This is a genomic window from Streptomyces sp. NPDC050145, assembly GCF_044460245.1.
Classification (GTDB): Bacteria; Actinomycetota; Actinomycetes; order Streptomycetales; family Streptomycetaceae; genus Streptomyces.
The window spans coordinates 149,802-175,476 of the sequence record NZ_JBITJS010000015.1 but is presented as its reverse complement, the minus strand read 5'-3'; the positions used below and the strand labels follow the sequence as shown (position 1 = coordinate 175,476).

Here is a 25,675-nt window from a genome sequence, read left to right as displayed (position 1 = left end):
ACCAGCCACGACGAAAGCCGCACCCGGCAACGACTCAAGAACCCGCAACGGCGCGCTGCCGCCCCCCGGGCAACAGAACCCCGGCCACCCCAGCGGTAGCGCACAGCACCACCCCCGCGACGACCAGCCCGACCCGCATCCCGCTCACCGAGAACCCCGTCGAACCCCCGCCGATGACCGCTCCGAACATGGCCACCGACAACGCCCCACCCGTCTGCCGCAGCGCGTTCAGCATCCCGGAAGCCGTCCCGACCCGCTCCCCGGGGACGGAGTCCATCAGCATCGCGGTGACCGCAGGGACGGCGAACGCCCCGCCCATCCCCGTAGGCACGAGCAGCAGGAGCACCAGCCACAACGGGGTGCCCTGCGTCAGCGGCAGGAGCGCGAACATGGCCAGGGCCAGGACCAGCGTGCCGGTCACGACGACCCGCCGCCGCCCCATCCGCTCGGCGGCCCGCGGCGACACCAGGTTCGTCGCCGTGATGATCGCCGCCATCGGTACGAACATCAGGCCCGCCGCCGTCGCGGACATCCCGCGCAACTGCTGGAGGTACAGGCCCAGCAGGAACACGACCCCGTAGAACCCGAGGTTGAGGGCGAAGCCGACCACCAGCGACACGGAGATCGTGCGCTGGCGCAGCATCCCGAGCGGCACCATCGGAGCCCGCTGCCGCCGCTCGGCGACGTAGAACCCGGCGCCGCTCACCACGGCGAGCGCGAGCGCCCCGAGCACCGGCGCCGAGGACCAGCCCCCGTGCCCGCCCTCGATCACGGCGAAGGTCAGCCCCGCAAGTGCGAGCACGGCCGTGATCTGGCCGGGCAGGTCCAGCGGAGCGGCCCGCCGCGGCGAGCGCGCGACCTTCGTCAGCAGGGCCAGGATCACCGCGCCGACCGGCAGGTTGAGGAAGAACACGGCCCGCCAGCCGACGTGTTCGGTCAGCACACCGCCCAGCACGGGCCCGGCGGCCATGGACACCGAACCGCCGACCGTCCACAGCGCCACCGCCCGCGCCCGCCGCACCGGCTCCTCGTACGCCTGCCGGATCAGCGCCAGCGAGGCCGGCATCAGCACGGCGGCCGCCCCGCCCTGCACGACCCGCGCCGCGACGAGCGCCCCGAGCCCGGGGGCGAGGGCGCAGGCCAGCGAGGCGACGGTGAACAGCGCGGTGCCCCACGCGTAGGCGCGGCGCGCCCCGGTCCGGTCGCCGAGCGCGCCCGCCGACAGCATCAGCCCGGCGAACATCAGCGTGTACGCGTCCGCGACCCACTGCAGTCCCGTCATCCCGGTGTGCAGGGACTCCTGGATGCCGGGCAGCGCGATGTTCACCGCCGACACGTCGATGGTGATGACGGCGAAGCCGAGCAGCGCGGCGAGCAGCGCCGCGCCGCCGCCACGGCGGGTGTCCGCCACAGCCGTGGCCGCCGGGGCCTCGGTTCGGATGAGAGTGGTCACGCGGTCCTCCTGGAACGGGCGTCGAGGTGCGGGTGGGCGGCGGGCCCGGGACGCGGACCTGTGCCGTGCACTCCCTGGGCCCAGCCCGCCGGCCACCCGCAACGCACTCCACTGTGGGGCCGCCGCCGCGAAGGTGGCAGGCCGTGTTCCACCGGGGTGCCGCGTTCCTGGCCCTGACACAGCCCCCCACCGAAGATCGCCACCAGGGACAATGGACGTATGGCTGAACACTCCGGCACCGAACTCGGCACGTACCTGCGCGCCCGCCGCGCCCTGGTCACCCCGGCCGACGTGGGTCTGCCCGCCGGCACCGGTCTGCGCCGCACGCCGGGTCTGCGCCGCGAGGAACTGGCGACGCTCGCCGGCGTCAGCGTCGACTACTACACGCGCCTGGAGCGCGGCCGCGAGACGAACCCGTCCAGCGCGGTCATCGACGCGATCGCCCGTGCGCTGCGGCTGTGCGGGGACGCGCACGTACGCCTGCACGAGCTGGCGGAGCTGGCCTCGGGGCGGTACAGCGAACCCCGGCCCACGACCGACGACACGGTCCGCGACTCGGTGCACCAGATGCTGGAGGCGCTGCGGCCCATGCCCGCGTACGTCGTCAGCCGGTTCAACTACGTCCTCGCCGCGAACCCGGGCGGCCGGCGCCTGCTGCCCGGCCTGTGGGACTGGCCCGCCGAGCAGCGCAACGTGACCCGCTACGTCTTCCTGCATCCCGCCGGCCGGACCCTGTACGTGCCGTGGGAGGAGACGGTCGCCCTGTCGGTCGCGCATCTGCGGGCGGTGGGCGGCGCGGACCCCGACGACCCGCGCCTGACCAACCTTGTCGGCGAACTCCTGCTCAAGTCACCGGAGTTCGCCGAGATGTGGAACCGGTACGAGGTCCTGGAGCGCGGCGGCGGCACGAAGCACTTCGCCCATCCCCAGGTCGGCGACCTGGCCCTGACCTACGAGATCATGCAGCTCTCCCGCACGGGCGGCCAGCGCCTGGTCGTCTACCAGGCCCCTCCGGGGAGCCCGGCGGAAGCGGCGGTGCGGAGCCTGGACGCTCCGTAAGGAGCGCGGGCCCCGGCCAGGTCAGGCCCGCTCCAGGATCGCCGTGACGCCCTGGCCGCCGGCCGCGCAGATCGAGATCAGGCCGCGCCCCGAACCGCCCCGCTCCGCCAGCAGCTTGCCCAGCGTCGCCACGATCCGCGCCCCGGTCGCCGCGAACGGATGCCCCGTGGCCAGGGAGGACCCGGCCACGTTCAGTCGCTCCCGGTCGACGGGGCCGAGCCCCGCCTTCTCCCAGGCGGCCAGCGTCGCCAACACCTGGGACGCGAAGGCCTCGTGCACCTCGAAGAGGTCGAAGTCCTCGATCCCGAGCCCGGCCCGCTCCAGCATCCGCGGAACGGCGTACGCCGGAGCCATGAGCAGCCCGTCCCCGCCCCCACCGGTGACGTCCCCCGACACGAAGTCGACCGCGGCGGTCTCGTAGGCCGTCAGATACGCCAGCGGTTCCAGCCCGCGCGCCTGCGCCCACTCCTCGCTCGCGAGCAGGACGACCGCCGCCCCGTCCGTGAGCGGCGTCGAGTTCCCCGCCGTCATGGTCGGCGACGGGTCCTTCACCCCGAACACGGGCTTCAGCGTGGCGAGTTTCTCGACGGTGGACCCGGGCCGCAGGTTCTGGTCGCGCTCGAGCCCGCGGAACGGGACGACGAGGTCGTCGAGCAGTCCGCGTTCGTAGGCCGCGGCGAGCTTCTGGTGCGAGGCGGCGGCCAGTTCGTCCTGCGCCGCGCGCGAGACGCCCCACTCGCGCGCGGTGACGGCGGCGTGCTCGCCCATCGAAAAGCCGGTACGGGGCTCGGCGTTGCGCGGGATGTCGGGCACGAGGTGGCCGGGCCGGATCCGGGAGAGGGCCTTGAGGCGGGCGCCCGCGGACTTGGCGCGGCGCGCGGCGAGCAGGATCTTGCGCAGGTCGTCGTTGACGCCGAGCGGCGCGTCGCTGGCCGTGTCGGAGCCGCCCGCGACGGCGCTGTCGAGCTGTCCGAGCGCGATCTTGTTGGCGGCGGCGATCACGGCCTGGAGTCCGGTCCCGCAGGCCTGCTGGATGTCGTAGGCGGGCGTGCGCGCGTCGAGCCGCGAACCGAGCACGGTCTCGCGCGCGAGGTTGAAGTCCCGGGCGTGCTTGAGGACCGCGCCGGCCACGAACTCCCCGACCGCGCCCGGTTCTTCGAGGTCGAAGCGGTCGACGAGCCCGTCGAGGGCGGCGGTCAGCATCTGCTGGTTGGACGCGGTCGCGTACGGGCCGTCCGAGCGGGCGAACGGGATCCGGCTGCCACCGACGACGGCGACGCGGCGCGGGGCCGCGCCGCGGGCGGGGACGTTCTTCGTGCGCACCATCTCGGCAGCTCCTGGCCTCTCGACAAGTTCTGACTGTTGAGTAACCTTACTCCGAAGTAAATTTACGACCGAGCAGGGAGCTTGGACAATGGCCGACCGCTATCTGAACTTCACCGGCACGGCCCCCGGCCGCTTCCTGACCCAGCGCCTCGGCCTGCCCCAGCCCGCCCCGCTGCGCCGCTGGAGCCCCGAACACCCGGCGCTCGAAGGTCAGTTGCTGCACTTCACCGCGGGCCCCTCCGCCCACCGCGCGGACCTTTCCGCCGTCCTCGCCCGCACCGGCCTCGACGTCCGCGGCTCCCTGTCCGGCGGCGCGGCCGACCGGCCCGCCGCCATCGTCGTCGACGCCACCGCGGTCACCGGCCTGGACACCCTCGCCGAGGTGCACGCCGCACTGCACCCGACCGTGCGCTCCCTCGCCGCCGGCGGCCGCGTCGTCGTCCTCGGCGCCCGCCCCAGCGCCGACGACCACCACCAGGCCGCCGTCCAGCAGGGCCTGGAGGGTTTCGTCCGCTCCCTCGGCAAGGAGATCGGCCGCGGCCGCACCGTCAACCTCGTCCGGCTCGCCGACGCGACCCCGCAGGCCGCCGAATCCACCCTGCGCTTCCTCCTCTCGCCGCGCTCCGCGTACGTGAGCGGCCAGGTCATCGAGATCGGCGCGGCGGAGACGGCCTCCCCCGAGAACTGGGACCGCCCGCTGGCCGGCCGGACGGCCCTGGTCACCGGCGCCGCCCGCGGCATCGGTGAGGCCGTCGCCGAGACCCTCGTCCGCGACGGCGCGCAGGTCGTCCTCCTCGACGTGCCCTCGGCCGAGGCCGACCTCACCGCAGTCGCCGAACGGCTCGGCGGGCGCGCCCTGCCGCTCGACATCACCGCCGACGACGCGGGCGAGCGCATCGCCGCGTTCACCGCCGAGTCCGGACTCGACGTCCTCGTCCACAACGCCGGCATCACCCGCGACCGACGCCTCGCCAACATGCCCGCCGAGCGCTGGAGTTCGGTCCTCGAGGTCAACCTCGCCAGCGTTCTCACCACCACCGACGCCCTCCTCAAGGCGGGCGCGATCCGACGCGGCGGCAGCATCGTCACCACCGCCTCCATCGCCGGCATCGCGGGCAACACCGGACAGACCAACTACGCGGCCGGCAAGGCCGGAATCATCGGCCTCGTCCGCTCCCTCGCCCCGCGCGCCCTCGCCGAGCACGGCGTGACCCTCAACGCGGTCGCCCCCGGCTTCATCGAGACCAAGATGACCGCGGCCGTCCCCCTCTTCATCCGCGAGGCGGGCCGCCGCATGAACTCCCTCGGCCAGGGCGGACTGCCCGTCGACGTCGCGGAGACGACCGCCTGGTTCGCCTCCCCCGCCTCCGGCGCGGTCAACGGCCAGATCGTGCGCGTCTGCGGCCAGAGCCTCCTCGGCGCCTGACATCCCACCTGCCCCCGGAGCCCCGATGACCGCCGAAGCCCCCCGCACCGTCACCCTCGACCGCGTCCCGCCCCTGCTCCCCCTGATGCTGCGCGGCGCCGCGCTCTCCCCGCTCAAGCGCCCCCGCCCCGGCGCCACCGCCCCCACGACCCGCCTCACCGTCCCGGCCCTCCCCGTCGACCAGGCCCACCTCACCGCGTACGAGCGGCTCTGCGGCTTCCCGACGGGGCCCGCCGGGCTCCCGGTCACCTACCCGCACGTCCTCGGCTTCCCGCTCTCCATGCGCCTCATGGCCGACCGCGCGTTCCCGCTCCCGCTCCTCGGCCTCGTCCACACCACCCTCGAGATCACCCAGCACCACGACCTCTCCCCCGGCGACCGGTACGACCTCACGGTGACGATCCCCGAGCTGCGCCCGCACCGCCGCGGCACCGAAGCCGTCGTCGTCACCGAACTCACCGCGCACGGCGAGACCGTCTGGACCTCGGCCAGCACCTACCTCGCCCGCCACGCCACCACGCCACCCCCGGCCCCTGCACCTTCACCGGCCACCCAGGACGAGCCCCCGCTCCCCGCCCTCGCCCTCGCCCAGTGGCCCCTCGGCGCCGACCTCGGCCGCCGCTACGCCGCCGTCTCCGGCGACCGCAACCCCATCCACCTGCACCCGCTCACCGCCCGCGCCCTCGGCTTCCCGCGCGCCATCGCCCACGGCATGTGGACGGTGGCCCGCTGCCTCGCGGAACACGGCGCCCGCGGCCCGGTCCACGTACGGGCCGCCTTCAAGGCCCCCGTCCTGCTCCCCGGCACGGTCGCCTACGCGGCGAAGGACGAGACCTTCGAACTCCGCTCGGCGAAGAACGGCCGCCTCCACCTCACCGGCGAGGTCACTCCACACACGCCCTAGGAGGCGTCCGGGACCGACCAGCGGGCGCCCACCATCAGGTTGCCGAGTCCGGCCCAGGCGAAGTTCATCATGGTCGCGGCGGCCTCCCGCGCCGAGACGGAGGCGTCCCCGTTCGCCCACCCGGCCAGCGCCTCCGCCGCGCCGACCAGCGCCTGCGCGAGGCCCGCGACCTCCCGCTCGGCCAGCTCGGGGTCGCCGTGCGCCTCCCGTGCCGCGGCCGCGATCAGGGAGGTCACGAACGCGACGATCTCCTCACGCATCGCCACGACCTCGGCGACGAACGGGTCCCCGCCCGACCGCGCCTGGCTGTGCAGCACCGCCCACCCGTCCGGACGCTCGGCGGTGTGCGCGAAGAAGGCGGTCAGCCCGTCCCACAGCTGCCGGTCGGCGGGCACGTCGACCCGCACCCCGGCCCGGACGGCCGCGACGAGCGCCGCCGCCTCCCGCCGGATGCAGGCGGTGAACAGGTCTTCCTTGGAGTTCAGATACAGGTACACCAGCGGCTTGGACACCCCCGCCAGCTCGGCGATCTCGTCCATCGACGCCGCCCGGTACCCGCGCTCCCCGAACACGCGCACCCCGGCGTCCATCATCTGCCGCTCCCGCTCGGCCCGGGGCATCCGCTTCTGCCCCGTCCCCGCACCCCGTCGGCCGCCCACCCCGGTCACCTCTCCACCCCGTACATCCGCGTACATCCCCGTACATTCACGTTCTCCGCCCGTCAGCCTACGTCCGCACATGACGGCGCCCCGCCCCGGAACGGTGTTCCGGGAGCGGGGCGCGGTCGGTGCTGCGGTGCGTCGACGGACGGTCAGGCGGCGGCCGTGACCGGCTCGGCCTGGTCCGACTTCGCGTGCTCGTAGACCTCGATGTCGTCGTCGAAGCCGGACGCCGTGGCGTTGTCGTACTTCGTGCGGTCGAGGATCTTCTCGCGGGCCGAGACGATCACCGGGACGAGAGCCTGACCGGCCACGTTCGTGGCGGTGCGCATCATGTCCAGGATCGGGTCGATCGCGAGGAGCAGGCCGACGCCCTCCATGGGCAGGCCCAGGGTGGAGAGGGTCAGGGTCAGCATCACGGTCGCGCCGGTGAGGCCGGCGGTGGCGGCGGAGCCGATCACCGAGACGAACGCGATGAGCAGGTACTCCTTGATGCCCATGTGCACGTCGAAGATCTGGGCGACGAAGATCGCGGAGATCGCCGGGTAGATCGCTGCGCAGCCGTCCATCTTGGTGGTGGCGCCGAACGGCACGGCGAAGGAGGCGTAGTCCTTCGGGACGCCGAGGCGGATCGCCGACTGCTGGGTGACCGGCATGGTGCCGACCGAGGAGCGGGAGACGAAGGCCAGCTGGATGGCGGGCCAGGCGCCCTTGAAGAACTGGAGCGGGTTCAGCTTGGCGACGGTCGCGAGGAGCAGCGGGTAGACGCCGAACAGGACGAGGGCGCAACCGACGTAGATGTCGATGGTGAACGTCGCGTAGTTGCCGAGGAGGTCCCAGCCGTACTGGACGATGGCGTTGCCGATGAGGCCGGCGGAGCCGATCGGGGCGAGCAGGATGACCCACCACAGGGCCTTCTGCAGGAGCTCCAGGACGGACTCGGAGAGGTTGAGGATCGGCTGGGCCTTCTTGCCGATCTTCAGGATGGCGATGCCGGCGACGACGGCCATGAAGACGATCTGCAGCACGTTCAGCTGGGTGAACGGCGTGATGATGTCCGTCGGGATGATGCCCGTCAGGAAGTCGAGCCAGGAGCCGGCGTGGTCGGGCTTGGCGCCGTCGGCCGGGGTGAGGTCCGAACCGTTGCCCGGGTTGGTCAGCAGGCCGATCGCGAGGCCGATGACGACCGCGATGAGCGAGGTGATCATGAACCAGAGCAGGGTGCGGGTCGCGAGGCGGGCCGCATTGTTGACCTTGCGCAGGTTGGTGATGGACACCAGGATCGCGAAGAAGACGAGCGGGGCGACGGCCAGCTTGAGGAGCTGGACGAAGATGCCGCCGACCTTGTCGAGCGTCGTGGCGAGCCACGAGACGTCGTAGGTGCGGGCGACCCAGCCGAGGACGAGGCCGACCACGAGGCCGAGCAGTACCTGGGCCCAGAAGGGTATGGGTATGCGGAAGCCGCGCTTCTGTTCGACTTCAGGGGTGTTCGCGGACACGGAGGCACTCCAGTGATGACGCGGGGGGACAAGACGGGGACGTACTGGAGCGGCGACCGCGAGACGGATCGGCGGCGCCGCTGCATGGGGAAGTTCGCGTCAGGCGCGACACGCCGCGGACATGCAGCGGCAGAGATCGACATGCAGGCGCGCCACGAGCGGGACGCTCATGGCCGTTCGGTGCGCTGCGGATGTCTTCATGTCAGGAACGTTAACACCGCGTCTTTGGGAACATCAAAGGGTTTCTTTGGGGTAACTTCACCACTCGACAGGCCCAAAAGCCGCAAATGCCTTGAAAACGCAGGCGACCCCGGCATCTGAGCGATACCGGGGCCGTACGAGGTGTGACGCAACTTACGTGGCACTTACATCTGGATCATGGCCTGGTCCACATGCTGGACCGACGGGCGTGGACCGACGGATGCGCGCCGGGGTGTGGAGCGACTAGGCGCCGTGCGCGCGGGCGGCGTCGTCCGCGCTGTCCTCCATGGTGCGGTTCGCCTCCATGTTCGCCTTGGCGCGGTCGACGCGGGCGACGATCTTCTCGGAGGCGCGGTCCCGCTCCTTGCGCAGCAGCACGAAGCTGAGGGGCGCGGAGACCACCAGCGCGAGCAGGGCGACCCACAGGAAGTTGGAGCCGCCGAGGCCGCGCGGGACGATGCCGGAAGCGACGAGACCCCAGACGACGAGGAAGCAGCCCGCGAAGATCCCGAGGCGCATCAGCGTGTAGCGGAGCATGTCAATCCACTCTTCCGTTGCGAACGTTGCGAAATGGTCCCCCCAGTGAAGCACGACCGCCGGAAAGCCCATTGAGCGGTCCCCGGTGTAATGGGTACCGTCGAGGCATGACTCTTACCTTCACCCTGGACCCGTCGCTCGACCCGGCCCTGCGCGACGACGTTCTCGCACTGTGGGCGGATGTCTCCAACGCGGGCGGGGCCGTCGGCTTCGTCCCGCCCGTCACGCCGGAGGACGTCCGCCCCGAGCTCGCGCGGCGGCTGACCGAGATCGAGGAGGGACGGACCCGGCTGCTGGTCGGGCGGGACGCGGACGGGACGGTCACGGCGACGGCGTTCCTCGTGCCCACCCCGCACCGGCTGATGCGTCACCACCTGTGGGTCTACGTGGTGATGGTGCACCCCAAGCACCAGGGCCAGGGGTACGGCCGGGCCCTGATGGCCGCCGTGGAGGAGGCCGCGCGGGGCTTCGACGGGATCGAGGCGCTGCGGCTGACCTGCCGCGGCGGCACCGGGGCGGACCTCTTCTACACGGCGTGCGGCTACCAGGAGGTCGGCCGGGTGCCGGGGGCGATTCGGGTGGCCCCCGGCGACGACCGGGACGACGTCCACATGATGCTGCCGCTGACCTGAGACCGGCCGGGGCCGGCGCCTCGGGTCTCGGGTCTCGGGTCTCGGGTCAGAGACGCATGGCCTGCGGCTCGTCGCGGCGGGCCGGGTCCGGGCCCTCGTACTCGCGGATGATCTCGTAGCGCGTGTTGCGCTCGACGGGGCGGAAGCCGGCGTCGCGGATGAGGTCCAGGAGGTCCTCGCGGGTCAGCTTGTTCGGCGTGCCGTAGTTGTCGGCGTCGTGCGTGATCTTGTACTCGACGACCGAGCCGTCCATGTCGTCGGCGCCGTGCTGGAGCGCGAGCTGCGTGGTGTGCAGTCCGTGCATGACCCAGAAGCACTTCACGTGCGGCACGTTGTCGAACAGGAGGCGGGAGACGGCGAAGGTCTTCAGGGACTCGGCGCCGGTGGCCATGGTCGTGCGCGCCTGGAGGCGGTTCCTGACCTTGCCGTCCTTCATGTCCACGAAGTCGTGCTGGTAGCGCAGCGGGATGAAGACCTGGAAGCCGTTCGTCTCGTCCTGCAGTTCGCGCAGGCGCAGCACGTGGTCGACGCGGTGGCGGGGCTCCTCGATGTGCCCGTACAGCATCGTGGCCGGGGTCTTGAGCCCCTTCTCGTGCGCGAGGCGGTGGATGCGCGACCAGTCTTCCCAGTGGGTGTCGTGGTCGACGATGTGCTGCCGGATCTCCCAGTCGAAGATCTCGGCGCCGCCGCCGGTCAGCGACTCCAGGCCGGCCTCGATGAGCTCGTCGAGGATCTCGGAGGCGGAGAGCCCCGAGATCTTCTCGAAGTGGTGGATCTCGGTGGCCGTGAACGCCTTGAGGCCGACGTTCGGCAGGGCCTCCTTGAGGGCCTTGAGGGAGCGCGGGTAGTAGCGCCACGGCAGGCTCGGGTGCAGGCCGTTGACGATGTGCAGCTCGGTGAGGTGCTCCGACTCCATCGCCTGGGCGAGCTTGACGGCCTCCTCGATGCGCATCGTGTACGCGTCCTTCTCGCCCGGCTTGCGCTGGAACGAGCAGTAGGCGCAGGAGGCGGTGCAGACGTTCGTCATGTTGAGGTGACGGTTCACGTTGAAGTGGACGACGTCGCCGTTCTTGCGCGTCCGCACCTCGTGGGCGAGTCCGCCGAGCCAGGCCAGGTCGTCCGACGCGTAGAGCGCGATGCCGTCCTCGCGGGACAGCCGCTCGCCGTCCCTGACCTTCTGCTCCAGCTCGCGCTTGAGCCCTGCGTCCATGCCCGTACCTTTCCTCACCGGAGAATTCGCCTCACCCGGAAAACTCGCTCCACCGTACGCCCCGCGACCGGGGCCTCACTTCGGGCCTCGCCTCAGGCCTCGCCTCAGGCCTCTTCGGGCAGTTCGCCCACCCTGTTCTCCCACTTGGTGGAGAGCACGATCGTGGTGCGGGTGCGGGAGACGCCCTTGGTGCCGCTGAGCCGGCGGATCGTCTTCTCCAGGCCGTCCACGTCCCCGACGCGGACCTTGAGCATGTACGAGTCGTCGCCCGCGATGAACCAGCAGTCCTCGATCTCGTGCAGGTCCTTGAGGCGGCGCGCGACGTCCTCGTGGTCGGCGGCGTCGGACAGGGAGATGCCGATGAGGGCGGTGACGCCGAGGCCGAGCGACGCGGAGTCGACGGTGGCCCGGTAGCCGGTGATCACTCCGGCGGCCTCGAGGCGGTTGATGCGGTCGGTGACGCTGGGGCCGGAGAGGCCCACGAGACGGCCCAACTCGGCGTACGAGGCGCGGCCGTTCTCGCGCAGAGCCTGGATGAGCTGCCTGTCCACGGCGTCCATAGGACCAAAGCCTTTCATTGTTCAGCGTTGACGCGAGTTTACGTGTAGAATCTAAGGCATGCGGGGCTGACGCACCGCGAAACCTAAAGTCACATCACTGGATCACTTCAGATCCATCGAAACCAACGATTCTCAGGAGTGTTGTCACCGTGTTCACGACGATCGAGATGGCCTACGCCCGCATGCGCGAGATGCAGGACCAGGCCAATCGTGCGCGTGTCCACCAGTCCGCCATCGACGCCCGCCGCGCCGCCAAGAAGGCCGCGCGCGCGAAGAAGCGCTAGCTCTCCCGAGAGCCTCCCCCCAGCTCTCCCTCCCAACGGCGGTACAGCGTGTGCGGCACTCCTGCCGCGTCCAGCGTCCGCCCCGCGACGAAGTCCACCAGATCCTGGATGTGCGTCGCCCCCGCGTAGAACGCCGGCGAGGCGGGCACCACCACGGCGCCCGCCTCGTCCAGCGTCACCAGAGCCTTGAGCGTCTGCCCGTTCAGCGGCGTCTCCCGCACCGTGACCACCAGCCTGCGCCGCTCCTTGAGCGTCACGCTCGCCGCACGCTGCAGCAGGTCCTTCGAGAGCCCGAGTGCCACCCCCGCCACGCACGCCGTGGACGCGGGCACGATGATCATCCCCTTCGCCCGGTACGAACCCGAGGACGGGCCCGCCGCGAGATCCCCGGCCGGCCAGTACCGCACCCCGTCCAGGTCGATCCCCTCGAACGTGCCCGGCTTGCCGTCCGCCCCGCGCGCCAGCCACTCCCCCAGGTCCTCGCGCCAGTGCGCGTCCCGGAAGGAGATGCCCGTCTCGTCGAGCAGCGTCAGACGCGAGGCCCGCGAGACGACCAGATCGACGGCCTCACCGGCCGCGATCAGCGCGCGCAGCACGGACGCCGCGTACGGGGTACCGGAGGCGCCGGACACCCCGACGACCCAGGGCCTGGGGTCTTCTGCTTTCACGTGCTCCACACCACGAGCCTATCCGGCGGTCCACAATGGGGACTTGAGCAGGGGCCGTACGAACCGGGGTGGGCGGACATGACGTACGAGAGTTCACAGGACACCGTGCCGCGGTGGTCGGCGCGCGACCGCATACTTCCGGCGGCCAAGGTGATGCTGGGCTGGCTCGCCCTGCTGTGGGCGCTGGAGGCCGTCGACAGCGTCACGGGCCACTCGCTCGACCGCTTCGGCGTCCAGCCCCGCGACCCCGCCGAACTCGTCGACGTGGTCCCCTCCTCCTTCATCCACTTCGGCTTCGCCCACCTCGCGGCGAACTCCCTGCCGCTGCTCGTCCTCGGCTTCGTCGCCGCGCTCAGCGGCCTGCGCCGCTTCGTGTACGCCGTCGCGATGATCGCCGTCGTGGGCGGGCTCGGCGTCTGGCTCGTCGCCCCGGCGCACACGAACACGGCGGGCGCCTCGGGCGTGATCTTCGGCCTCTTCGGCTTCGTCCTGTTCAGCGGCTTCTTCGAGCGCCGCCCCCTCGGCATCGTCGTCGGCGTCCTCGCCGCCGCCTACTACGGCGCCGGCATCCTCGCGGGCCTCTCCCCCCTCCAGCAGGGCGTCAGCTGGCAGGGCCACCTGCTGGGCCTCGCGGCGGGGGTGGGGGCGGCGTTCGTGCTGCGCCGCCGACCCGACCAGGTACGGGAGCTGCCCGCTACACCGTGAGGCCGCGGACCAGCAGATCCAGCAGCGCACACACGAACAACGCGATCCCGATGAAGCCGTTGACCTGGAAGAAGGCGCGGTTCAGGCGGGAGAGGTCGTGGGGCTTCACGATGGTGTGCTCGTAGAGGAAGGCGCCCGCGACGATGACGAGGCCGGCCCAGAAGAAGGTGCCCGCGTCCGTCGCCAGGGCGTACCAGACGAAGAGGGCCGTGGTGACGGCGTGGCAGGCGCGGGCGCCCCAGATGGAGGCGGGGATGCCGAAGCGGGCCGGGACCGACTTCACGCCGACCTCGCGGTCCGTCTCCACGTCCTGGCAGGCGTAGATCAGGTCGAAGCCGCCGATCCAGATGCCGACCGCGAGGCCGAGGACGACCGCGTCCCAGGACCAGGTCCCGGTGACCGCGATCCAGGCGCCGACCGGACCCATCGCCTGGGCGAGCCCGAGGATGGCCTGCGGGAAGTTCGTGAAGCGTTTCCCGTAGGGGTAGACGACCATCGGGATCACGGCGATGGGGGCGAGGGCGAGGCAGAGCGGGTTCAGCAGGGCCGCCGCGCCGAGGAAGATCACCAGGGCGATCAGGGCGCCGGTCCACGCCGACTTCACGGTCACTGCGCCGGTGACCAGCTCGCGGTGCGCGGTGCGCGGGTTACGGGCGTCGATCTCCCGGTCGATGATCCGGTTCGCCGCCATCGCGAACGTGCGCAGGCCCACCATGCAGATGGTGACCAGGAGCAGCCGCCCCCAGTGGATGTTCCTGTCCAGCTGGAACATCGCGGTCAGGGAGGCGATGTAGGCGAAGGGCAGCGCGAAGACCGAGTGCTCGATCATGACCAGGCGCAGGAAGGCCTTGGTGCGTCCCGGCTGCGGGAGTAGTCCTTCAGCTGCGCTCACAGCCCGTACTCCTTCCAGCGGCGGTCCACGAGGGCCGCCGTACGGGGGTCGGAGGCGACCATCTCGGGCCAGCCCCCGTCCCGGGTGTAGCCCTCCTCGGGCCACTTCTTCGTCGCGTCGATGCCCGCCTTGCCGCCCCAGAACTGCTGGTAGGAGGCGTGGTCGAGGTGGTCGACCGGGCCTTCGACGACGGTCAGGTCACGGGCGTAGTCCGTGTTCCCGAGCGCGCGCCACGAGACTTCATGAAGGTCGTGCACATCGCAATCGGAGTCGACGACGACGATCAGCTTGGTCAGCGACATCATGTGCGCGCCCCAGATCGCGTGCATCACCTTCTGGGCGTGCTTGGGGTACTTCTTGTCGATCGAGACGATCGCACAGTTGTGGAAGCCGCCCGACTCGGGCAGGTGGTAGTCCACGATGTCCGGGACGATCACCTTGAGGAGCGGCAGGAAGAAGCGCTCCGTGGCGCGGCCCAGCGGGCCGTCCTCCGTCGGCGGGCGGCCGACGACGATCGACTGGAGCAGCGGACGCTTCCGCATCGTCACACAGTCGATCTTGAGGGCGGGGAAGGGTTCCTGCGGGGTGTAGAAGCCGGTGTGGTCGCCGAACGGGCCCTCGGGCAGCATCTCGCCGGGCTCCAGCCAGCCCTCGATGACGACCTCGGCGTTGGCCGGAACCTGGAGCGGGACGGTCTTGCAGTCGACCATCTCGACGCGCTTGCCCTGGACGAACCCGGCGAGCAGGTACTCGTCCATGTCGCCGGGAAGCGGGGCGGTCGCCGCGTACGTGACGGCGGGCGGGCAGCCGAACGCGATGGCGACGGGCAGCCGCTCGCCTCGCTTGGCGGCCACCTGGTAGTGGTTGCGGCTGTCCTTGTGGATCTGCCAGTGCATGCCGATGGTGCGCTTGTCGTGGCGCTGCAACCGGTACAGGCCCAGGTTCCGCACACCGGTCTCGGGGTGCTTGGTGTGGGTCAGGCCCAGGTTGAAGAAGGAGCCGCCGTCCTCGGGCCAGGTGAACAGGGCCGGGAGCTGCTCCAGGTCGACGTCGTCGCCGGTGAGCACGACCTCCTGCACCGGGGCGCTGTCGGACTTCACCTTCTTCGGCGGCACGTGCGCCATCGCGCCGAGCTTGCCGAACGCCTCGCGCACCCCGATGAAGCCCTGCGGCAGCTCCGGCTTGAGCAGCCCGCCGATCTTCTCGCTGATCTCCCCGTACGACTTGAGTCCGAGGGCCTTGAGCAGGCGCCGGTCGGTGCCGTACACGTTCATCGCGAGGGGCATGGAGGCGCCCTTCACGTTCTCGAAGAGCAGGGCGGGGCCGCCGGCCTTGTTCACCCGGTCGACGATCTCACCGACCTCCAGATACGGGTCGACCTCGGCCTTGATGCGCTTGAGGTCGCCCTCGCGCTCCAGCGCCCGGAGCAGCGAGCGAAGATCGTCGTAAGCCATGCCGTCCAGTATCCGGCACCGGCTAACCTGGGCCGGTCACCGGGGGCCACGTGGCCCCTCGCACCGCTCCTTGGGGGACCGCGACACCATGCTCCGCTATCTGCCGTTCCTGCTGGTCCTGGCGCTGTGGATCTACGCGTTCATCGACTGCCTGAACACGCCCGAGGAGGAGGTGCGCGGCCTGCCCAAGGTCGTGTGGGTGATCATCATCCTGCTCTTCGGCGAGGTCCTGATCGGGCCGATCGCCTGGCTCGTGGCGGGCAAGCAGCGCGGGGTGCCGGCCGGCGGTTCGACGCCGTCCGAGTGGCACCGCGGGCACCGCGCCACCTACGTCGCGCCGGACGACAACCCGGAGTTCCTCCAGTCCCTCAAGAAGGAGAACCAGAAGGACGAGGCTCTCCTCAAGGACTGGGAGGCGGACCTGCGCCGCCGCGAGGAGGAGCTGCGCCGCAAGGAGCAGGGCGAGGACAAGGACTGACGATGACTCTGGACCCGGATCTCGCCCGTACGTGGCTTGCGACCGCCGTCGAGGAGGCGCGGGCCTCCCTCGCCGAGGGCGGCATCCCGATCGGGGCCGCGCTGTACGGCGCCGACGGGACGCTCCTGGGCCGGGGGCACAACCGGCGGGTGCAGGACGACGATCCCTCGGTGCACGGTGAGACCGACGCGTTCCGCGCCGCGGGGCGGCAGCGCTCGTACCGGGGCACGACGATGGTGACGACGCTCAGCCCCTGCTGGTACTGCTCGGGTCTGGTGCGCCAGTTCGGCATCTCGCGGGTCGTGATCGGCGAGGCGCGGACCTTCCACGGCGGGCACGACTGGCTGGCCGAGCACGGCGTCGAGATCGTGCTGCTCGACGACCCGGAGTGCGTGGCGCTGATGACGGAGTTCATCGCGGCGCGGCCGGAGCTGTGGAACGAGGACATCGGCGCGTAGGCCGGTCCGGGACGATCGGGTGGGCCCGGGCGCGGATGTCCCCTCCGGCATCCGCGCCGCGCGGGCCCCCGTGTCCCGGCCGGTGCCGCCGAGCGGTCCCCCGTACTGCTCGACGGCACCGGCCGGGGAAAGATCAGTGTGACCCAAACGGGCGCCGAACTGGAGTCCTTTTCTAGAAATTCACTTTAGGAACCACGGCGGAATCCGGTGTTCTAGGCTGATCGGTAACCATGAGTCCCAAGCAGCGACGCGGCGCGGAGACCGCCGACCGCCTCCTCGACGCCGCGTTGACGGTGTACTCCGAGGCCGGCGAACAGGGCGTCACCGTCAGCGCCCTGACCCGCACGAGCGGCGTGAGCCTCGGCAGCCTCTACCACCACTTCGGCAGCGTCGACGGGCTGATGAACGCGCTGGTGGTCCGCTGGCTCGGCCGGCTCCTCGAGCACCTCGGCGGCGCCCTCGCCGAGCCCCGCGGCGCCCGCGCCGGGATCGCCGCCCTCGTCCACGCCTACCTGTCCTTCGTCCGCGACCACCCGGACGAGGCCCGGCTGCTGCACTCCGCGTACGCGGACCGGCTCGGGATGGAGCAGGCCCGGCAGCTGCGGGACGCCCAGGAGGCCCGGCTCTCCCCGCTGACGCAGTGGCTGGAGGGGTACGTGGCGGCGGGCGAGATCGCCGACCTGCCGGGGCCGGTCCTGGAGGCGCTCGTCCTCGGACCCGTGATCGGCTTCGCGCGCGGCTGGCTCGCCGGGGTCTCCGGCGTCGAACCCGACGAGGCCGCGCGGCTGCTCCCGGACCGGATCTGGCGCTCGCTGGAGCCGTGAAGGTCAGGCGTGTTCGGCGGCGTACGTGGCGCGCAGGGTCTGCCAGCGCTCGCGGGTCCAGGCGGCCCAGCCGTCGGCCGTCATGGGGCGGCCTTCGAGCGCGTCGGCCAGCATCAGGAAGTGGTCGTGCCAGCCCGCGAGACAGTCCAGCCGCAGCGCGTCGTCGCCCTCGAACTCGTTCGTGAACCGCAGGATCGTGCCCGGCTCCAGGTGGAAGCGGATCCGGCCGTGCAGCCCTTCGAGCGTGTACTCGGCGACCCGCTCCACGTCCCAGGCGGTGACCCGGCCCCGGTACGCGGCGCCGCCGTTCAGCCAGCGCAGCGTCACCGCGCCGCCGAGCCGGGGTTCCAGGACGTCCGCCGCGGCGAGCCAGCCGGTCAGGCCCTCGGGCGTGGCGACGGCGGCCCAGACCTTCTCGACGGGGTGGGGCAGGGTCAGCGTGAAGTGCAGGGTGCGGGTGGTGCCTTCGGTGCGGCTGGTGCCCTGCTCGATGCGGCTCTCGGTCATGGAACCAGCGTGGCGCATGCCCCGCGCGATCGCGGGGCATGCGCCACGGTTGTCGTACGTGTCCTGCGGGCTTCTCAGACGCCGGCGTAGGAGTGCTTGCCGGTGACGAAGATGTTGACGCCGTAGTAGTTGAAGATCCAGCACGCGAAGGCGATCAGGGCCAGGTAGGCGGCCTTGCGGCCCTTCCAGCCGGCGGTGGCGCGGGCGTGCAGGTAGCAGGCGTAGGCGACCCAGGTGATGAACGACCAGGTCTCCTTCGGGTCCCAGCCCCAGTAGCGGCCCCACGCGTCGCCGGCCCAGATGGCGCCCGCGATGATCGTGAACGTCCACAGCGGGAAGACCGCCGCGTTGACGCGGTAGGAGAACTTGTCGAGGGACGCCGAGGCGGGCAGCCGCTCCATGACGGAGGTGGCGAACTTGCCGGGCGTGCCTCCGCTCGCGAGCTTGCTCTCGTAGTTGTCCTTGAACAGGTACAGGAGCGTGCCGACGGCGCCGACGTAGAAGACCGCGCCGCAGAAGATCGCCGTCGAGACGTGGATGTACAGCCAGTACGAGTGAAGAGCGGGAACCAACTGGTCGCTCGCGGTGTACAAGACAGTGACAGCGAGGCCGAGGTCGAGGAGGACCGTGGTGACCAGGGGGAGGCCGAGCCAGCGGACGTTCTTCTTCAGCGCCAGCAGCGCGAGGTACACGCCGACGGCGACGGTGGAGAAGGTGATGCTGAACTCGTACATGTTGCCCCACGGGGCACGCTGTACGGACATGGCGCGGGTGACGACACCGGCGAGCTCGACGACGAAGGCGAGAGCCGTGAGAGAGACGGCGATACGCCCGTAGAGGTCGCCCTGCGCGTCGTCGCCGGCGGCGCCGGGGCCGTCCGGCACGTCACGCGATCCGGCGCCGGCCCGGGTGACGACCGCGGGACGGTCCAGGACGGCGGTGCCGCCGTCCTTCTTCTTCACGGTGACGGCGGGCGCGCCCGCGCGGGCGGTCCCGTCCGCGTTCTCGGCGCCGGTCAGGGCGGCGGCGGTGCGGCCGACCTTGCTCCGGCTTCCGAAGATCCACTCGGCCATGTTGGCGAAGAACGACAGCAGATACACGGCCATCGACGAGTAGATCAGGACGTTGCTGGTGTGCGCCAGGTTCTCGTTGGTCGCGGCGGCGAGAGTCATTTCCCAGCCCCTTCGGCTGACGGTGCGGAGTCGGGTTCGGGGGCGCTGGGCGCCTGGTCGTGCAGCTGACCGACGAGTTCGCCGAGCTCCTCGGGGAGCTTCGCGGACTCGCTGCGGCCCAGGCCCGCCATCTCGACGACGGTGACACCGTCGGGGCCCTCGACGGCGCGCACCCAGACGCGGCGGCGCTGGATGAACAGGGAGCCGGCCAGACCGGCGATCGCGGCGAGCGCACCGCCGAGCGCCCAGCCGTCACCGGGCTGGTGCGTGATCTGGAAGCTGGCCCACTGCTTGATGTCCTTCTCGAAGGTGATCGAGCCGGCGCCGTTCGGCAGCTTCAGGGTCTCGCCGGGCAGCAGCCGCTTCTTCAGCAGTTCGCCCTTGGAGTCCTTGAACTCCTTCATCTTGGAGGTGTCCAGTTGGTACACGTTCTGCGGGATGCCCGAGTCCACGCCGAGGCTGCCGTGGTACGCGGACAGCGCGAGCACGGGGAAGTCCGCGGCGGGGAACTGGGAGAACATGTCGCCCTTGCCGGAGCCCGCGAAGGTGGGCACGAAGAAGGCGTTGAAGCCCAGCTGCTCCTTCTTCCCCTGCTTGTCGCGGTAGCCGTCCATGACCTTGATGGCACCGGTGGAGGTGACGTTGGCGTCGATGGGCAGCAGCGCCACGGACTGCCGGGAGACGACCTTGCCCTTGCCGTCGCGGACGGTGACGGTCGGCGCGTAGCCGTGGCCGTTGAGGTAGACCTTGGTGCCGTCGACGTCGAGGGGCTTGTTCACCTCGATCGCGGTCTTCTTCCGCTTCCCGTCGGCGCCCTCGGTGTACGTGACCTCGGCGCGGTACGTGCGCGGGGTGCCCTTGTTGGGGCCCGAGCGCTCGTAGGTGCCGTCGAACCGGTCAAGCTGGAAGCTGAAGGGGGTGAGGTCGGTGTCCGTGTCGAAGAGGTTGCCGGACTTGAAGTCGTCGTACATCGGCAGGGCGTTGGAGAAGCCTCCGTCGCCCTCGACCATCAGCTTGCCGCCCTCGGACTTGAACAGCTGGCCCCAGGCGAAGGCGATGAGCATCACGATGAGCGCGATGTGGAAGGCGAGGTTGCCGGCCTCGCGCAGGTAGCCCTTCTCGGCGGCGACGGCGTCACCGACGACGTGGGCGCGGTAGCGGCGCTTGCGCAGGACGGTGAGCGCGGCGTCGCGGACCTCGTCCGGGGCGCCCTCGGTGCGCCAGGTCGCGTAGGCGGGCAGCCGGGTCAGGATCCGGGGGGCGCCCGGGGGCCGGCCGCGGAGCTGGCCGACGAACTGCCAGGTGCGCGGGACGATGCAGCCGATGAGCGAGATGAACAGCAGGATGTAGATCGCGGAGAACCACACCGAGCTGTAGACGTGGAAGAGCCCGAGCTTCTCGTAGACCGGCGCGAGCGTGGTGTGCGCCTTCTGGAAGTCCTCGACCTTGAGCGGGTCGGTGCCGGTCTGCGGGATCAGCGATCCGGGGATCGCGCCGAGGGAGAGCAGGAAGAGCAGGATCAGCGCGACCCGCATGGAGGTCAGCTGCCGCCAGAACCAGCGGACCCAGCCGATGACGCCGAGCCGCGGCAGGGTGGGGCCGCTGTCCTCCCGGGGCGCGGTGGACAGGCGGTCAGCCGCCGTCTCCTGTTCGGACGCCTCGGTCGCGGCGGTCTCGGCCGGCTCCTGCGCCGGGCCGGGCGTCGCGTCCGTGGCGCTCTTGTTGCCGCTGTTCGTGGTGCTCATGGATCAGATTCCCACCGAGAAGCCGTTGGACCAGGTCTGCATCTGCTGCACCAGGGTGTCCCAGACACCTGTGAGCAGGAGGACGCCGGTCAGGATCATCATGATGCCGCCGATCCGCATCACCCAGGCGTAGTGCTTCTTGACCCAGCCGAAGGCGCCGAGCGCCTTGCGGAAGGCGACCGCGGCGAGCACGAAGGGCAGGCCGAGCCCGAGGCAGTAGGCGACCATCAGTATGGCGCCGCGGCCCGCGCTGCCCTCCTGGAACGCCAGGGTGTTGACCGAGGCGAGGGTGGGGCCGATGCACGGGGTCCAGCCGATGCCGAAGAGGGCGCCCAGTATCGGGGCCCCGACGAGTCCGGTCACCGGCCGCTTGTGGATACGGAACTCACGCTGGGTCATCCAGGGCATGAAGCCCATGAAGAAGACCCCCATGACGATCATGAGGATGCCGAGGATCCGGGTCAGGACGTCCTGGTACTCCTGGAGCGTCTGCCCGAAGAAGCCGAAGAGGGCGCCGCCGGACACGAAGACTGCGGTGAACCCGAGTACGAAGAGGGCGGCGCCGGCGGCCATCCGTCCGCGCCGGGCCTCGGCCAGGTCGGTGCCGGAGACGCCGGTGACGTAGGAGAGGTAGCCGGGCACGAGCGGCAGCACGCACGGGGAGAAGAAGGAGACGAGGCCACCGAGCACCGCGATGGGCAGGGCCACGACCAGGGCACCGTTCTCCACGGTGCCGCCGAGGCCGTCAGCGGCGAGGGTGACGAGAGTGGGGGACACCGTCGATCACTTTTCCGCGATGACGGGGTCGATCAGCTGGTGCAGGGTCTTCTCGTTGAGCGCCTTCAGCGAGCGCGCGGCGATCTTGCCGTCGCGGTCGATGACCAGGGTGTTGGGGATGCCCTGCGGGTTGAGCGTGCCCTTCTTGAACTTCAGGAGGAGCTTGCCCGAGGGGTCGTAGAAGCTCGGGTAGGGGATCCCGTAGTCCTTCTCGAAGGCGATCGCCTGGTCGGTCTGCGGGTCCCGGGTGTCGATGCCGAGGAACTGGACGTCCTTCGGGTCGGACTCCTTGGCGACCTTGGCGAAGTACTTGGCCTCGGCGCGGCAGGGCGGACACCAGGAGCCCCACACGTTGATGACGAGGACCTTGCCCTCGTGGTCGGCCGTGCTGAGCGGCTTGCCCTCGAGGTCCTTGCCGGACAGCACCGGCGCGGTGCCACGGTCGCTCTTGGCGACGGTGGAGATGCCGCCGGTGCTGGACACGAAGTTGGTGCTGTCGCCGCCCCCGGAGGTACCGCCGGGCCCGCAGGCGGTCAGCAGCAGCGCCGCGACGGCGGCGCCGGTGGCGAGGACGGCGGTGCGGCGCTTGGTCGCGGGGGTGGTGCGGGGGGCGCGTCGGGCGGCACTCATGTGAAAAGTTTCGCATGTCTGTTTAGGGGATCTTCCGCACCCCCCTCGCGCGGAGAAAATCCCAGTTCAGGAAGGGTTTGTCAGGAACTTGGCCCACCCCTGCGCGGGCTTCTGACCCACGTCCAGAGTGCGCATTTTGTCCAGCACGGCGGGGTCCTGAGCGTCCATCCAGTCGACGAACTGGCGGAAGGACACGAGCCGTACGTCCTTGTTCTTGTCGGCCTTCGCGGCGATGTGCTTGAGCGCGCCCTCGACGGCGTCCATGTAGATGCCGCCGTTCCATTCCTCGAAGTGGTTGCCTATGAAGAACGGCGCGCGGTTCGACTCGTAGGCGCGGTCGAAGCCGGCTATGTAGGCGTCGGTGGCCTGGCGGCGCCAGCGCGGGTAGTTGTGCGCGGGGGCCCGCGTCGAGTTCACGGACTGGTTGGCCAGCATGTTGTAGTCCATCGACAGGACCTCGAAGCCGCGGCCCGGGAAGGGGACGGCCTGCAGCGGCAGGTCCCACACCCCGTTGCTCTTCACCGGCCAGCGCTGGACGCCGCCGGGCGAGGAGGCGTCGTAGCGCCAGCCGAGCTCGCGGGCGGTCGGCAGCAGGTTCTGCTGGCCGAGCAGACAGGGGGCGCGGCCGCCGATGAGTTCCTTGTCGTAGTCGAAGGGCAGGGACGGCAGGTCGGTCCAGCCGGTGTTCGTCCGCCACTCCTTGACGAAGGACTTCGCCTGGTCGATCTCGCTGCGCCACTGCGCGGAGGTCCAGTTGGCGACGGAGCCGGAGCCGCCGCAGAAGTGCCCGTTGAAGTGCGTGCCGATCTCGTGGCCCTCCAGCCAGGCCCGGCGCACGTTCTTCAGGGTCTCCTTGACGTGGGCGTCGGTGAGGTAGCCGATGTCGGAGGCGCCGACCGGATTGTTCGGCGGCTGGTAGAGCCGCTTCTTGGACTCCGGCAGGAGGTAGATCCCGGACAGGAAGAAGGTCATGCCGGCGTTGTGCTCACGGGCCAGGTCGAGGAAGCGGGGGAACAGCCCGTTGCCCACCTCGCCCGCGCCGTCCCAGGAGAAGATCACGAACTGGGGCGGGGTCTGCCCCGGCTCCAGGCGCTCCGGCGGGGCCGGCTGGTGCGGCTGCTTGCCGGTGTACGCGGTCGAGCCGTCGCCGATCGGCTTGGCGGCGGGCGGGGTGGGTGTGCCCGGGGCGCTGGTCCCGCCCTGGCCGGGCTTCCCCGTCGAGACGGACGGCGCCTTCCCCGATCCGCAGCCGGCCAGAGCCAGGGCGGTGGCCGCCCCCGCTCCCAGTCCGAGCATTCCCCTGCGGCTGACATCGCGCATCGCGTCCCCATTCATCACGCCGCGCACCCGGTCTCGGTGCGCACTGCATTAGAGGGAGCGCCGGGCCGCCGGGTTCCTCGAATCGCGATGCTTTGGGCAGGTTTTGCCGAGCGGGCGGACGAGTGCGTGGGCGAGCACGTGGGCGAGCACGTGGGCGAGCACGTGGGCGAGCACGTGGGCGAGCACGCAAAAGGGCCGCCACGAAGTGACGGCCCTTCAGCTGGCAGCGGCTCAGGCGCCGAACGCCTTGTCCTTCCCCTTCACCGGCTTGGCGCCGGCGAGGAGGTGGGCGGGGACGAGGTCGCGGGCGGGCTCGGTGTAGCCCACGGACACGATCTTGTCGCCGAGGTAGGTGAACGTGGTGAGCGAGGCGAGCGTGCACTGCCGCTTGCGCGGGTCGTGCCACAGCCGGCGCCGCTCCACGTACGAGCGCACGATCCAGATCGGCAGCTGGTGGCTGACCAGGACCGCCTCGTGGCCGCGCGCCACGTCCTTCGCCGCGTCGAGCGCGCCCATCATCCGCACGACCTGGTCGACGTAGGGCTCGCCCCAGGACGGCTTGAACGGGTTGACGAGGTGCTTCCAGTTGTCCGGCTTCTTCAGGGCGCCGTCGCCGACACCGAAGGTCTTGCCCTGGAACACGTTGCCCGCCTCGATGAGCCGCGCGTCCGTGTTCAGGTCCAGGCCGTGGGCCTTCGCGATCGGCGTCGCCGTCTCCTGCGCCCGCTCCAGCGGGGAGGCCACGACGTGCGTGATGTCACGCGGGGCGAGGTGCTCGGCGACCCGGTCGGCCATCTGCCGGCCCAGCTCGGACAGGTGGTAGTCGGGCAGCCGCCCGTACAGGATCCCCTCCGGGTTGTGGACCTCACCGTGACGCATCACGTGGACGACGGTGATGTCCTTGTCGCCCTGCCCGGAGCCGCTGTTCAGGATGCTCATGCGGTGGCCTCCGCGGCGGCGCGGGCGGCGGCGGGCAGCGCGGCGGCGACGCGCTCGACCGCCCGCTCGTCGTGCGCGGTCGACACGAACCAGGACTCGAACGCGGACGGCGGGAGGTAGACGCCCTGAGCCAGCATCGAGTGGAAGAACGCGGTGAAGCGGAACGACTCCTGCGCCTTCGCGTCGTCGTAGTCGCGCACCTCATTCTCCGTGAAGAACACGGAGAACATGTTGGACGCGTTCTGCAGGCGGTGGGCGACGCCCTCCTTGGTGAACGCGTCGGTGACCAGGGTGCGCAGCTGCTCGCTGACCGCGTCGACCTTCGCGTACGCGGCGTCGTCGAGGAGGCGCAGCTGGGCGAGGCCGGCGGCGGTCGCGACCGGGTTACCGGACAGGGTGCCCGCCTGGTAGACGGGGCCGGCGGGGGCGAGGTGGGCCATCACGTCGGCGCGGCCGCCGAAGGCCGCGGCCGGGAAGCCGCCGCCCATGACCTTGCCGAAGGTCATCAGGTCGGGCGCGACGCCGTCGACGCCGAACCAGCCGGCCTTCGACGTACGGAAGCCGGTCATGACCTCGTCGGAGATGTACAGCGCGCCGTTCTCCGCGCAGACCGCCTTGAGGCCGGCGTTGAAGCCGTCGGCCGGCGGGACGACGCCCATGTTGCCCGGCGAGGCCTCGGTGATGACGCAGGCGATCTCGCCGGGGTGGGCGGCGAACGCGGCGCGGACGGCCTCGAGGTCGTTGTACGGCAGGACGATCGTGTCGCCGGCCTGGGCGCCGGTGACGCCCGGGGTGTCGGGCAGGCCGAAGGTGGCCAGGCCGGAGCCGGCGGCGGCGAGCAGCGCGTCCACGTGCCCGTGGTAGCAGCCGGCGAACTTGATCACCTTGGCGCGGCCGGTGAAGCCGCGGGCCAGCCGGATCGCGGACATGGTGGCCTCGGTGCCGGAGGACACGAGCCGCACCTGCTCGACCGGGGCGATCCGGTCGACGATCTCCTCGGCGAGCGCGACCTCGCCCTCGCCGGGCGTGCCGAAGGAGGTGCCGCGCGCGACGGCCTCCTGCACGGCCGCGAGGACCTCGGGGTGGGAATGGCCGAGGATCATCGGCCCCCACGAGCAGACGAGGTCCACGTACTCGCGGCCGTCCGCGTCCGTCAGATAGGGACCGGTACCGGACACCATGAAACGGGGCGTACCGCCCACGGCTCGGAACGCGCGCACCGGGGAGTTCACGCCACCGGGCGTGACCACGGACGCACGGTCGAAGAGCCCCTGAGATACGGGCGCCTCATAGGGATAGGGGGTGTTGTTCGCCTCTGCCATGCCTCTCAGGTTACGGCCCGTCCCTGCGGGCCTG

The 25,675-nt window shown here is 71.0% G+C and carries 27 protein-coding genes; 9 read left to right on the top strand and 18 right to left on the bottom strand.

What is annotated here, in order from left to right:
• Positions 1-34 precede the first annotated feature (34 nt).
• Entirely contained in the window at positions 35-1,453 is a 1,419-nt protein-coding gene (locus tag ACIBTU_RS28565) for an MFS transporter (protein WP_399129386.1), read from the bottom strand.
• 219 nt (positions 1,454-1,672) lie between these two features.
• On the opposite strand from ACIBTU_RS28565, the gene ACIBTU_RS28560 reads away from it, so the two are divergent.
• On the top strand, positions 1,673-2,512 hold the full coding sequence (locus ACIBTU_RS28560; RefSeq protein WP_399129385.1) for a helix-turn-helix domain-containing protein: 840 nt from the start codon (positions 1,673-1,675) through the stop codon (positions 2,510-2,512).
• Positions 2,513-2,533: 21 nt separating this feature from the next.
• Here the strand turns inward: ACIBTU_RS28560 and ACIBTU_RS28555 are convergent, their stop codons facing one another.
• Positions 2,534-3,838: an acetyl-CoA C-acetyltransferase gene (locus ACIBTU_RS28555; protein ID WP_399129384.1), complete on the bottom strand. Its 1,305-nt coding sequence runs from the start codon at positions 3,836-3,838 to the stop codon at positions 2,534-2,536.
• Positions 3,839-3,926: 88 nt separating this feature from the next.
• Here ACIBTU_RS28555 and ACIBTU_RS28550 point away from each other — a divergent pair, with 88 nt between their 5' ends.
• Positions 3,927-5,264 (top strand): 3-oxoacyl-ACP reductase, encoded by a 1,338-nt coding sequence (locus ACIBTU_RS28550; RefSeq protein WP_399129383.1) that lies wholly within the window; start codon positions 3,927-3,929, stop codon positions 5,262-5,264.
• 25 nt (positions 5,265-5,289) lie between these two features.
• Entirely contained in the window at positions 5,290-6,168 is an 879-nt protein-coding gene (locus ACIBTU_RS28545) for a MaoC/PaaZ C-terminal domain-containing protein (RefSeq protein ID WP_399129382.1), read from the top strand.
• Here ACIBTU_RS28545 and ACIBTU_RS28540 read toward each other — a convergent pair.
• From ACIBTU_RS28540 to ACIBTU_RS28530, 3 genes are all read right to left on the bottom strand, one after another.
• The gene (locus ACIBTU_RS28540; protein WP_399129435.1) at positions 6,165-6,788 is read right to left on the bottom strand and encodes a TetR/AcrR family transcriptional regulator; all 624 of its coding nucleotides are present in this window, start codon (positions 6,786-6,788) and stop codon (positions 6,165-6,167) included. The genes ACIBTU_RS28545 and ACIBTU_RS28540 overlap by 4 nt on opposite strands.
• Positions 6,789-6,979: 191 nt before the next feature.
• Positions 6,980-8,326, bottom strand: a complete 1,347-nt coding sequence (locus ACIBTU_RS28535; RefSeq protein WP_399129381.1) for a dicarboxylate/amino acid:cation symporter — start codon at positions 8,324-8,326, stop codon at positions 6,980-6,982.
• Positions 8,327-8,770: 444 nt separating this feature from the next.
• Entirely contained in the window at positions 8,771-9,064 is a 294-nt protein-coding gene (locus tag ACIBTU_RS28530; RefSeq protein ID WP_399129380.1) for a DUF4229 domain-containing protein, read from the bottom strand.
• 107 nt (positions 9,065-9,171) lie between these two features.
• Here ACIBTU_RS28530 and ACIBTU_RS28525 point away from each other — a divergent pair, with 107 nt between their 5' ends.
• On the top strand, positions 9,172-9,696 hold the full coding sequence (locus tag ACIBTU_RS28525; protein ID WP_399129379.1) for a GNAT family N-acetyltransferase: 525 nt from the start codon (positions 9,172-9,174) through the stop codon (positions 9,694-9,696).
• Between the two features lie 46 nt (positions 9,697-9,742).
• Here ACIBTU_RS28525 and mqnE read toward each other — a convergent pair whose 3' ends face one another.
• Both mqnE and ACIBTU_RS28515 read right to left on the bottom strand, forming a co-directional pair.
• Complete coding sequence (mqnE, locus tag ACIBTU_RS28520) at positions 9,743-10,906, bottom strand: aminofutalosine synthase MqnE (RefSeq protein ID WP_399129378.1); 1,164 nt, start codon at positions 10,904-10,906, stop codon at positions 9,743-9,745.
• 104 nt (positions 10,907-11,010) lie between these two features.
• Positions 11,011-11,466: an Lrp/AsnC family transcriptional regulator gene (locus ACIBTU_RS28515; protein WP_399129377.1), complete on the bottom strand. Its 456-nt coding sequence runs from the start codon at positions 11,464-11,466 to the stop codon at positions 11,011-11,013.
• A gap of 149 nt (positions 11,467-11,615) precedes the next feature.
• On the opposite strand from ACIBTU_RS28515, the gene ACIBTU_RS28510 reads away from it, so the two are divergent.
• On the top strand, positions 11,616-11,750 hold the full coding sequence (locus ACIBTU_RS28510) for a hypothetical protein (RefSeq protein ID WP_262928338.1): 135 nt from the start codon (positions 11,616-11,618) through the stop codon (positions 11,748-11,750).
• Here ACIBTU_RS28510 and ACIBTU_RS28505 read toward each other — a convergent pair.
• Positions 11,747-12,427, bottom strand: a complete 681-nt coding sequence (locus tag ACIBTU_RS28505; RefSeq protein ID WP_399129376.1) for a UbiX family flavin prenyltransferase — start codon at positions 12,425-12,427, stop codon at positions 11,747-11,749. The genes ACIBTU_RS28510 and ACIBTU_RS28505 overlap by 4 nt on opposite strands.
• A gap of 69 nt (positions 12,428-12,496) precedes the next feature.
• Between ACIBTU_RS28505 and ACIBTU_RS28500 the strand changes: the two genes are divergently transcribed.
• Complete coding sequence (locus ACIBTU_RS28500) at positions 12,497-13,123, top strand: rhomboid family intramembrane serine protease (protein ID WP_399129374.1); 627 nt, start codon at positions 12,497-12,499, stop codon at positions 13,121-13,123.
• Here the strand turns inward: ACIBTU_RS28500 and mqnP are convergent.
• Positions 13,113-14,015 carry a menaquinone biosynthesis prenyltransferase MqnP gene (mqnP, locus tag ACIBTU_RS28495; RefSeq protein WP_399129372.1) on the bottom strand — a complete coding sequence of 301 codons (903 nt, stop codon included), beginning with the start codon at positions 14,013-14,015 and terminating at the stop codon, positions 13,113-13,115. The genes ACIBTU_RS28500 and mqnP overlap by 11 nt on opposite strands.
• Complete coding sequence (locus ACIBTU_RS28490) at positions 14,012-15,469, bottom strand: menaquinone biosynthesis decarboxylase (protein WP_399129371.1); 1,458 nt, start codon at positions 15,467-15,469, stop codon at positions 14,012-14,014. Before ACIBTU_RS28490 ends, mqnP begins: the two co-directional genes overlap by 4 nt.
• An 88-nt stretch (positions 15,470-15,557) precedes the next feature.
• Between ACIBTU_RS28490 and ACIBTU_RS28485 the strand changes: the two genes are divergently transcribed.
• The 3 genes from ACIBTU_RS28485 to ACIBTU_RS28475 all read left to right on the top strand — a co-directional run bounded on the left by ACIBTU_RS28485 (position 15,558) and on the right by ACIBTU_RS28475 (position 17,229).
• On the top strand, positions 15,558-15,947 hold the full coding sequence (locus ACIBTU_RS28485; RefSeq protein ID WP_399129370.1) for a PLD nuclease N-terminal domain-containing protein: 390 nt from the start codon (positions 15,558-15,560) through the stop codon (positions 15,945-15,947).
• Between the two features lie 2 nt (positions 15,948-15,949).
• Complete coding sequence (locus ACIBTU_RS28480; RefSeq protein ID WP_399129369.1) at positions 15,950-16,405, top strand: nucleoside deaminase; 456 nt, start codon at positions 15,950-15,952, stop codon at positions 16,403-16,405.
• A 230-nt stretch (positions 16,406-16,635) separates the two neighbouring features.
• A complete protein-coding gene (locus tag ACIBTU_RS28475) occupies positions 16,636-17,229 on the top strand; it encodes a TetR/AcrR family transcriptional regulator (protein WP_399129367.1) in 594 nt (197 codons plus the stop codon).
• A 3-nt stretch (positions 17,230-17,232) separates the two neighbouring features.
• Here ACIBTU_RS28475 and ACIBTU_RS28470 read toward each other — a convergent pair whose 3' ends face one another.
• The 8 genes from ACIBTU_RS28470 to hemL form a co-directional block, all read right to left on the bottom strand.
• Positions 17,233-17,736 carry an SRPBCC domain-containing protein gene (locus ACIBTU_RS28470; RefSeq protein ID WP_399129365.1) on the bottom strand — a complete coding sequence of 168 codons (504 nt, stop codon included), beginning with the start codon at positions 17,734-17,736 and terminating at the stop codon, positions 17,233-17,235.
• Between the two features lie 74 nt (positions 17,737-17,810).
• Entirely contained in the window at positions 17,811-18,908 is a 1,098-nt protein-coding gene (ccsB, locus tag ACIBTU_RS28465) for a c-type cytochrome biogenesis protein CcsB (RefSeq protein ID WP_399129364.1), read from the bottom strand.
• Positions 18,905-20,653 carry a cytochrome c biogenesis protein ResB gene (locus ACIBTU_RS28460; protein WP_399129362.1) on the bottom strand — a complete coding sequence of 583 codons (1,749 nt, stop codon included), beginning with the start codon at positions 20,651-20,653 and terminating at the stop codon, positions 18,905-18,907. The genes ccsB and ACIBTU_RS28460 overlap by 4 nt, the downstream gene beginning before the upstream one ends.
• Positions 20,654-20,656: 3 nt before the next feature.
• Positions 20,657-21,430: a cytochrome c biogenesis CcdA family protein gene (locus tag ACIBTU_RS28455; protein WP_399129361.1), complete on the bottom strand. Its 774-nt coding sequence runs from the start codon at positions 21,428-21,430 to the stop codon at positions 20,657-20,659.
• Positions 21,431-21,436: 6 nt separating this feature from the next.
• On the bottom strand, positions 21,437-22,060 hold the full coding sequence (locus ACIBTU_RS28450) for a TlpA family protein disulfide reductase (protein WP_399129360.1): 624 nt from the start codon (positions 22,058-22,060) through the stop codon (positions 21,437-21,439).
• 66 nt (positions 22,061-22,126) lie between these two features.
• Positions 22,127-23,380 (bottom strand): hypothetical protein, encoded by a 1,254-nt coding sequence (locus tag ACIBTU_RS28445; protein ID WP_399129359.1) that lies wholly within the window; start codon positions 23,378-23,380, stop codon positions 22,127-22,129.
• Between the two features lie 231 nt (positions 23,381-23,611).
• Positions 23,612-24,319 carry a histidine phosphatase family protein gene (locus tag ACIBTU_RS28440; protein ID WP_399129358.1) on the bottom strand — a complete coding sequence of 236 codons (708 nt, stop codon included), beginning with the start codon at positions 24,317-24,319 and terminating at the stop codon, positions 23,612-23,614.
• Positions 24,316-25,641 carry a glutamate-1-semialdehyde 2,1-aminomutase gene (gene hemL / locus ACIBTU_RS28435; protein WP_399129356.1) on the bottom strand — a complete coding sequence of 442 codons (1,326 nt, stop codon included), beginning with the start codon at positions 25,639-25,641 and terminating at the stop codon, positions 24,316-24,318. Before hemL ends, ACIBTU_RS28440 begins: the two co-directional genes overlap by 4 nt.
• Positions 25,642-25,675 lie beyond the last annotated feature (34 nt).

What these genes read in the sequence shown, in the direction of transcription:
- ACIBTU_RS28470 (WP_399129365.1), bottom strand. Translation starts at nt 17,736, where the DNA reads ATGACCGAGAGCCGCATCGAGCAGGGCACCAGCCGCACCGAAGGCACC.
- ACIBTU_RS28450 (WP_399129360.1), bottom strand. Translation starts at nt 22,060, where the DNA reads ATGAGTGCCGCCCGACGCGCCCCCCGCACCACCCCCGCGACCAAGCGC.
- ACIBTU_RS28525 (WP_399129379.1), top strand. Translation starts at nt 9,172, where the DNA reads ATGACTCTTACCTTCACCCTGGACCCGTCGCTCGACCCGGCCCTGCGC.
- ACIBTU_RS28500 (WP_399129374.1), top strand. Translation starts at nt 12,497, where the DNA reads ATGACGTACGAGAGTTCACAGGACACCGTGCCGCGGTGGTCGGCGCGC.
- ACIBTU_RS28480 (WP_399129369.1), top strand. Translation starts at nt 15,950, where the DNA reads ATGACTCTGGACCCGGATCTCGCCCGTACGTGGCTTGCGACCGCCGTC.
- ACIBTU_RS28550 (WP_399129383.1), top strand. Translation starts at nt 3,927, where the DNA reads ATGGCCGACCGCTATCTGAACTTCACCGGCACGGCCCCCGGCCGCTTC.
- ACIBTU_RS28560 (WP_399129385.1), top strand. Translation starts at nt 1,673, where the DNA reads ATGGCTGAACACTCCGGCACCGAACTCGGCACGTACCTGCGCGCCCGC.
- ACIBTU_RS28545 (WP_399129382.1), top strand. Translation starts at nt 5,290, where the DNA reads ATGACCGCCGAAGCCCCCCGCACCGTCACCCTCGACCGCGTCCCGCCC.
- ACIBTU_RS28485 (WP_399129370.1), top strand. Translation starts at nt 15,558, where the DNA reads ATGCTCCGCTATCTGCCGTTCCTGCTGGTCCTGGCGCTGTGGATCTAC.
- ACIBTU_RS28515 (WP_399129377.1), bottom strand. Translation starts at nt 11,466, where the DNA reads ATGGACGCCGTGGACAGGCAGCTCATCCAGGCTCTGCGCGAGAACGGC.
- ACIBTU_RS28460 (WP_399129362.1), bottom strand. Translation starts at nt 20,653, where the DNA reads ATGAGCACCACGAACAGCGGCAACAAGAGCGCCACGGACGCGACGCCC.
- ACIBTU_RS28540 (WP_399129435.1), bottom strand. Translation starts at nt 6,788, where the DNA reads ATGCCCCGGGCCGAGCGGGAGCGGCAGATGATGGACGCCGGGGTGCGC.
- mqnE (WP_399129378.1), bottom strand. Translation starts at nt 10,906, where the DNA reads ATGGACGCAGGGCTCAAGCGCGAGCTGGAGCAGAAGGTCAGGGACGGC.
- ACIBTU_RS28475 (WP_399129367.1), top strand. Translation starts at nt 16,636, where the DNA reads ATGAGTCCCAAGCAGCGACGCGGCGCGGAGACCGCCGACCGCCTCCTC.
- ACIBTU_RS28440 (WP_399129358.1), bottom strand. Translation starts at nt 24,319, where the DNA reads ATGAGCATCCTGAACAGCGGCTCCGGGCAGGGCGACAAGGACATCACC.
- ACIBTU_RS28555 (WP_399129384.1), bottom strand. Translation starts at nt 3,838, where the DNA reads ATGGTGCGCACGAAGAACGTCCCCGCCCGCGGCGCGGCCCCGCGCCGC.
- ACIBTU_RS28530 (WP_399129380.1), bottom strand. Translation starts at nt 9,064, where the DNA reads ATGCTCCGCTACACGCTGATGCGCCTCGGGATCTTCGCGGGCTGCTTC.
- ccsB (WP_399129364.1), bottom strand. Translation starts at nt 18,908, where the DNA reads ATGACTCTCGCCGCCGCGACCAACGAGAACCTGGCGCACACCAGCAAC.
- hemL (WP_399129356.1), bottom strand. Translation starts at nt 25,641, where the DNA reads ATGGCAGAGGCGAACAACACCCCCTATCCCTATGAGGCGCCCGTATCT.
- ACIBTU_RS28445 (WP_399129359.1), bottom strand. Translation starts at nt 23,380, where the DNA reads ATGCGCGATGTCAGCCGCAGGGGAATGCTCGGACTGGGAGCGGGGGCG.
- ACIBTU_RS28490 (WP_399129371.1), bottom strand. Translation starts at nt 15,469, where the DNA reads ATGGCTTACGACGATCTTCGCTCGCTGCTCCGGGCGCTGGAGCGCGAG.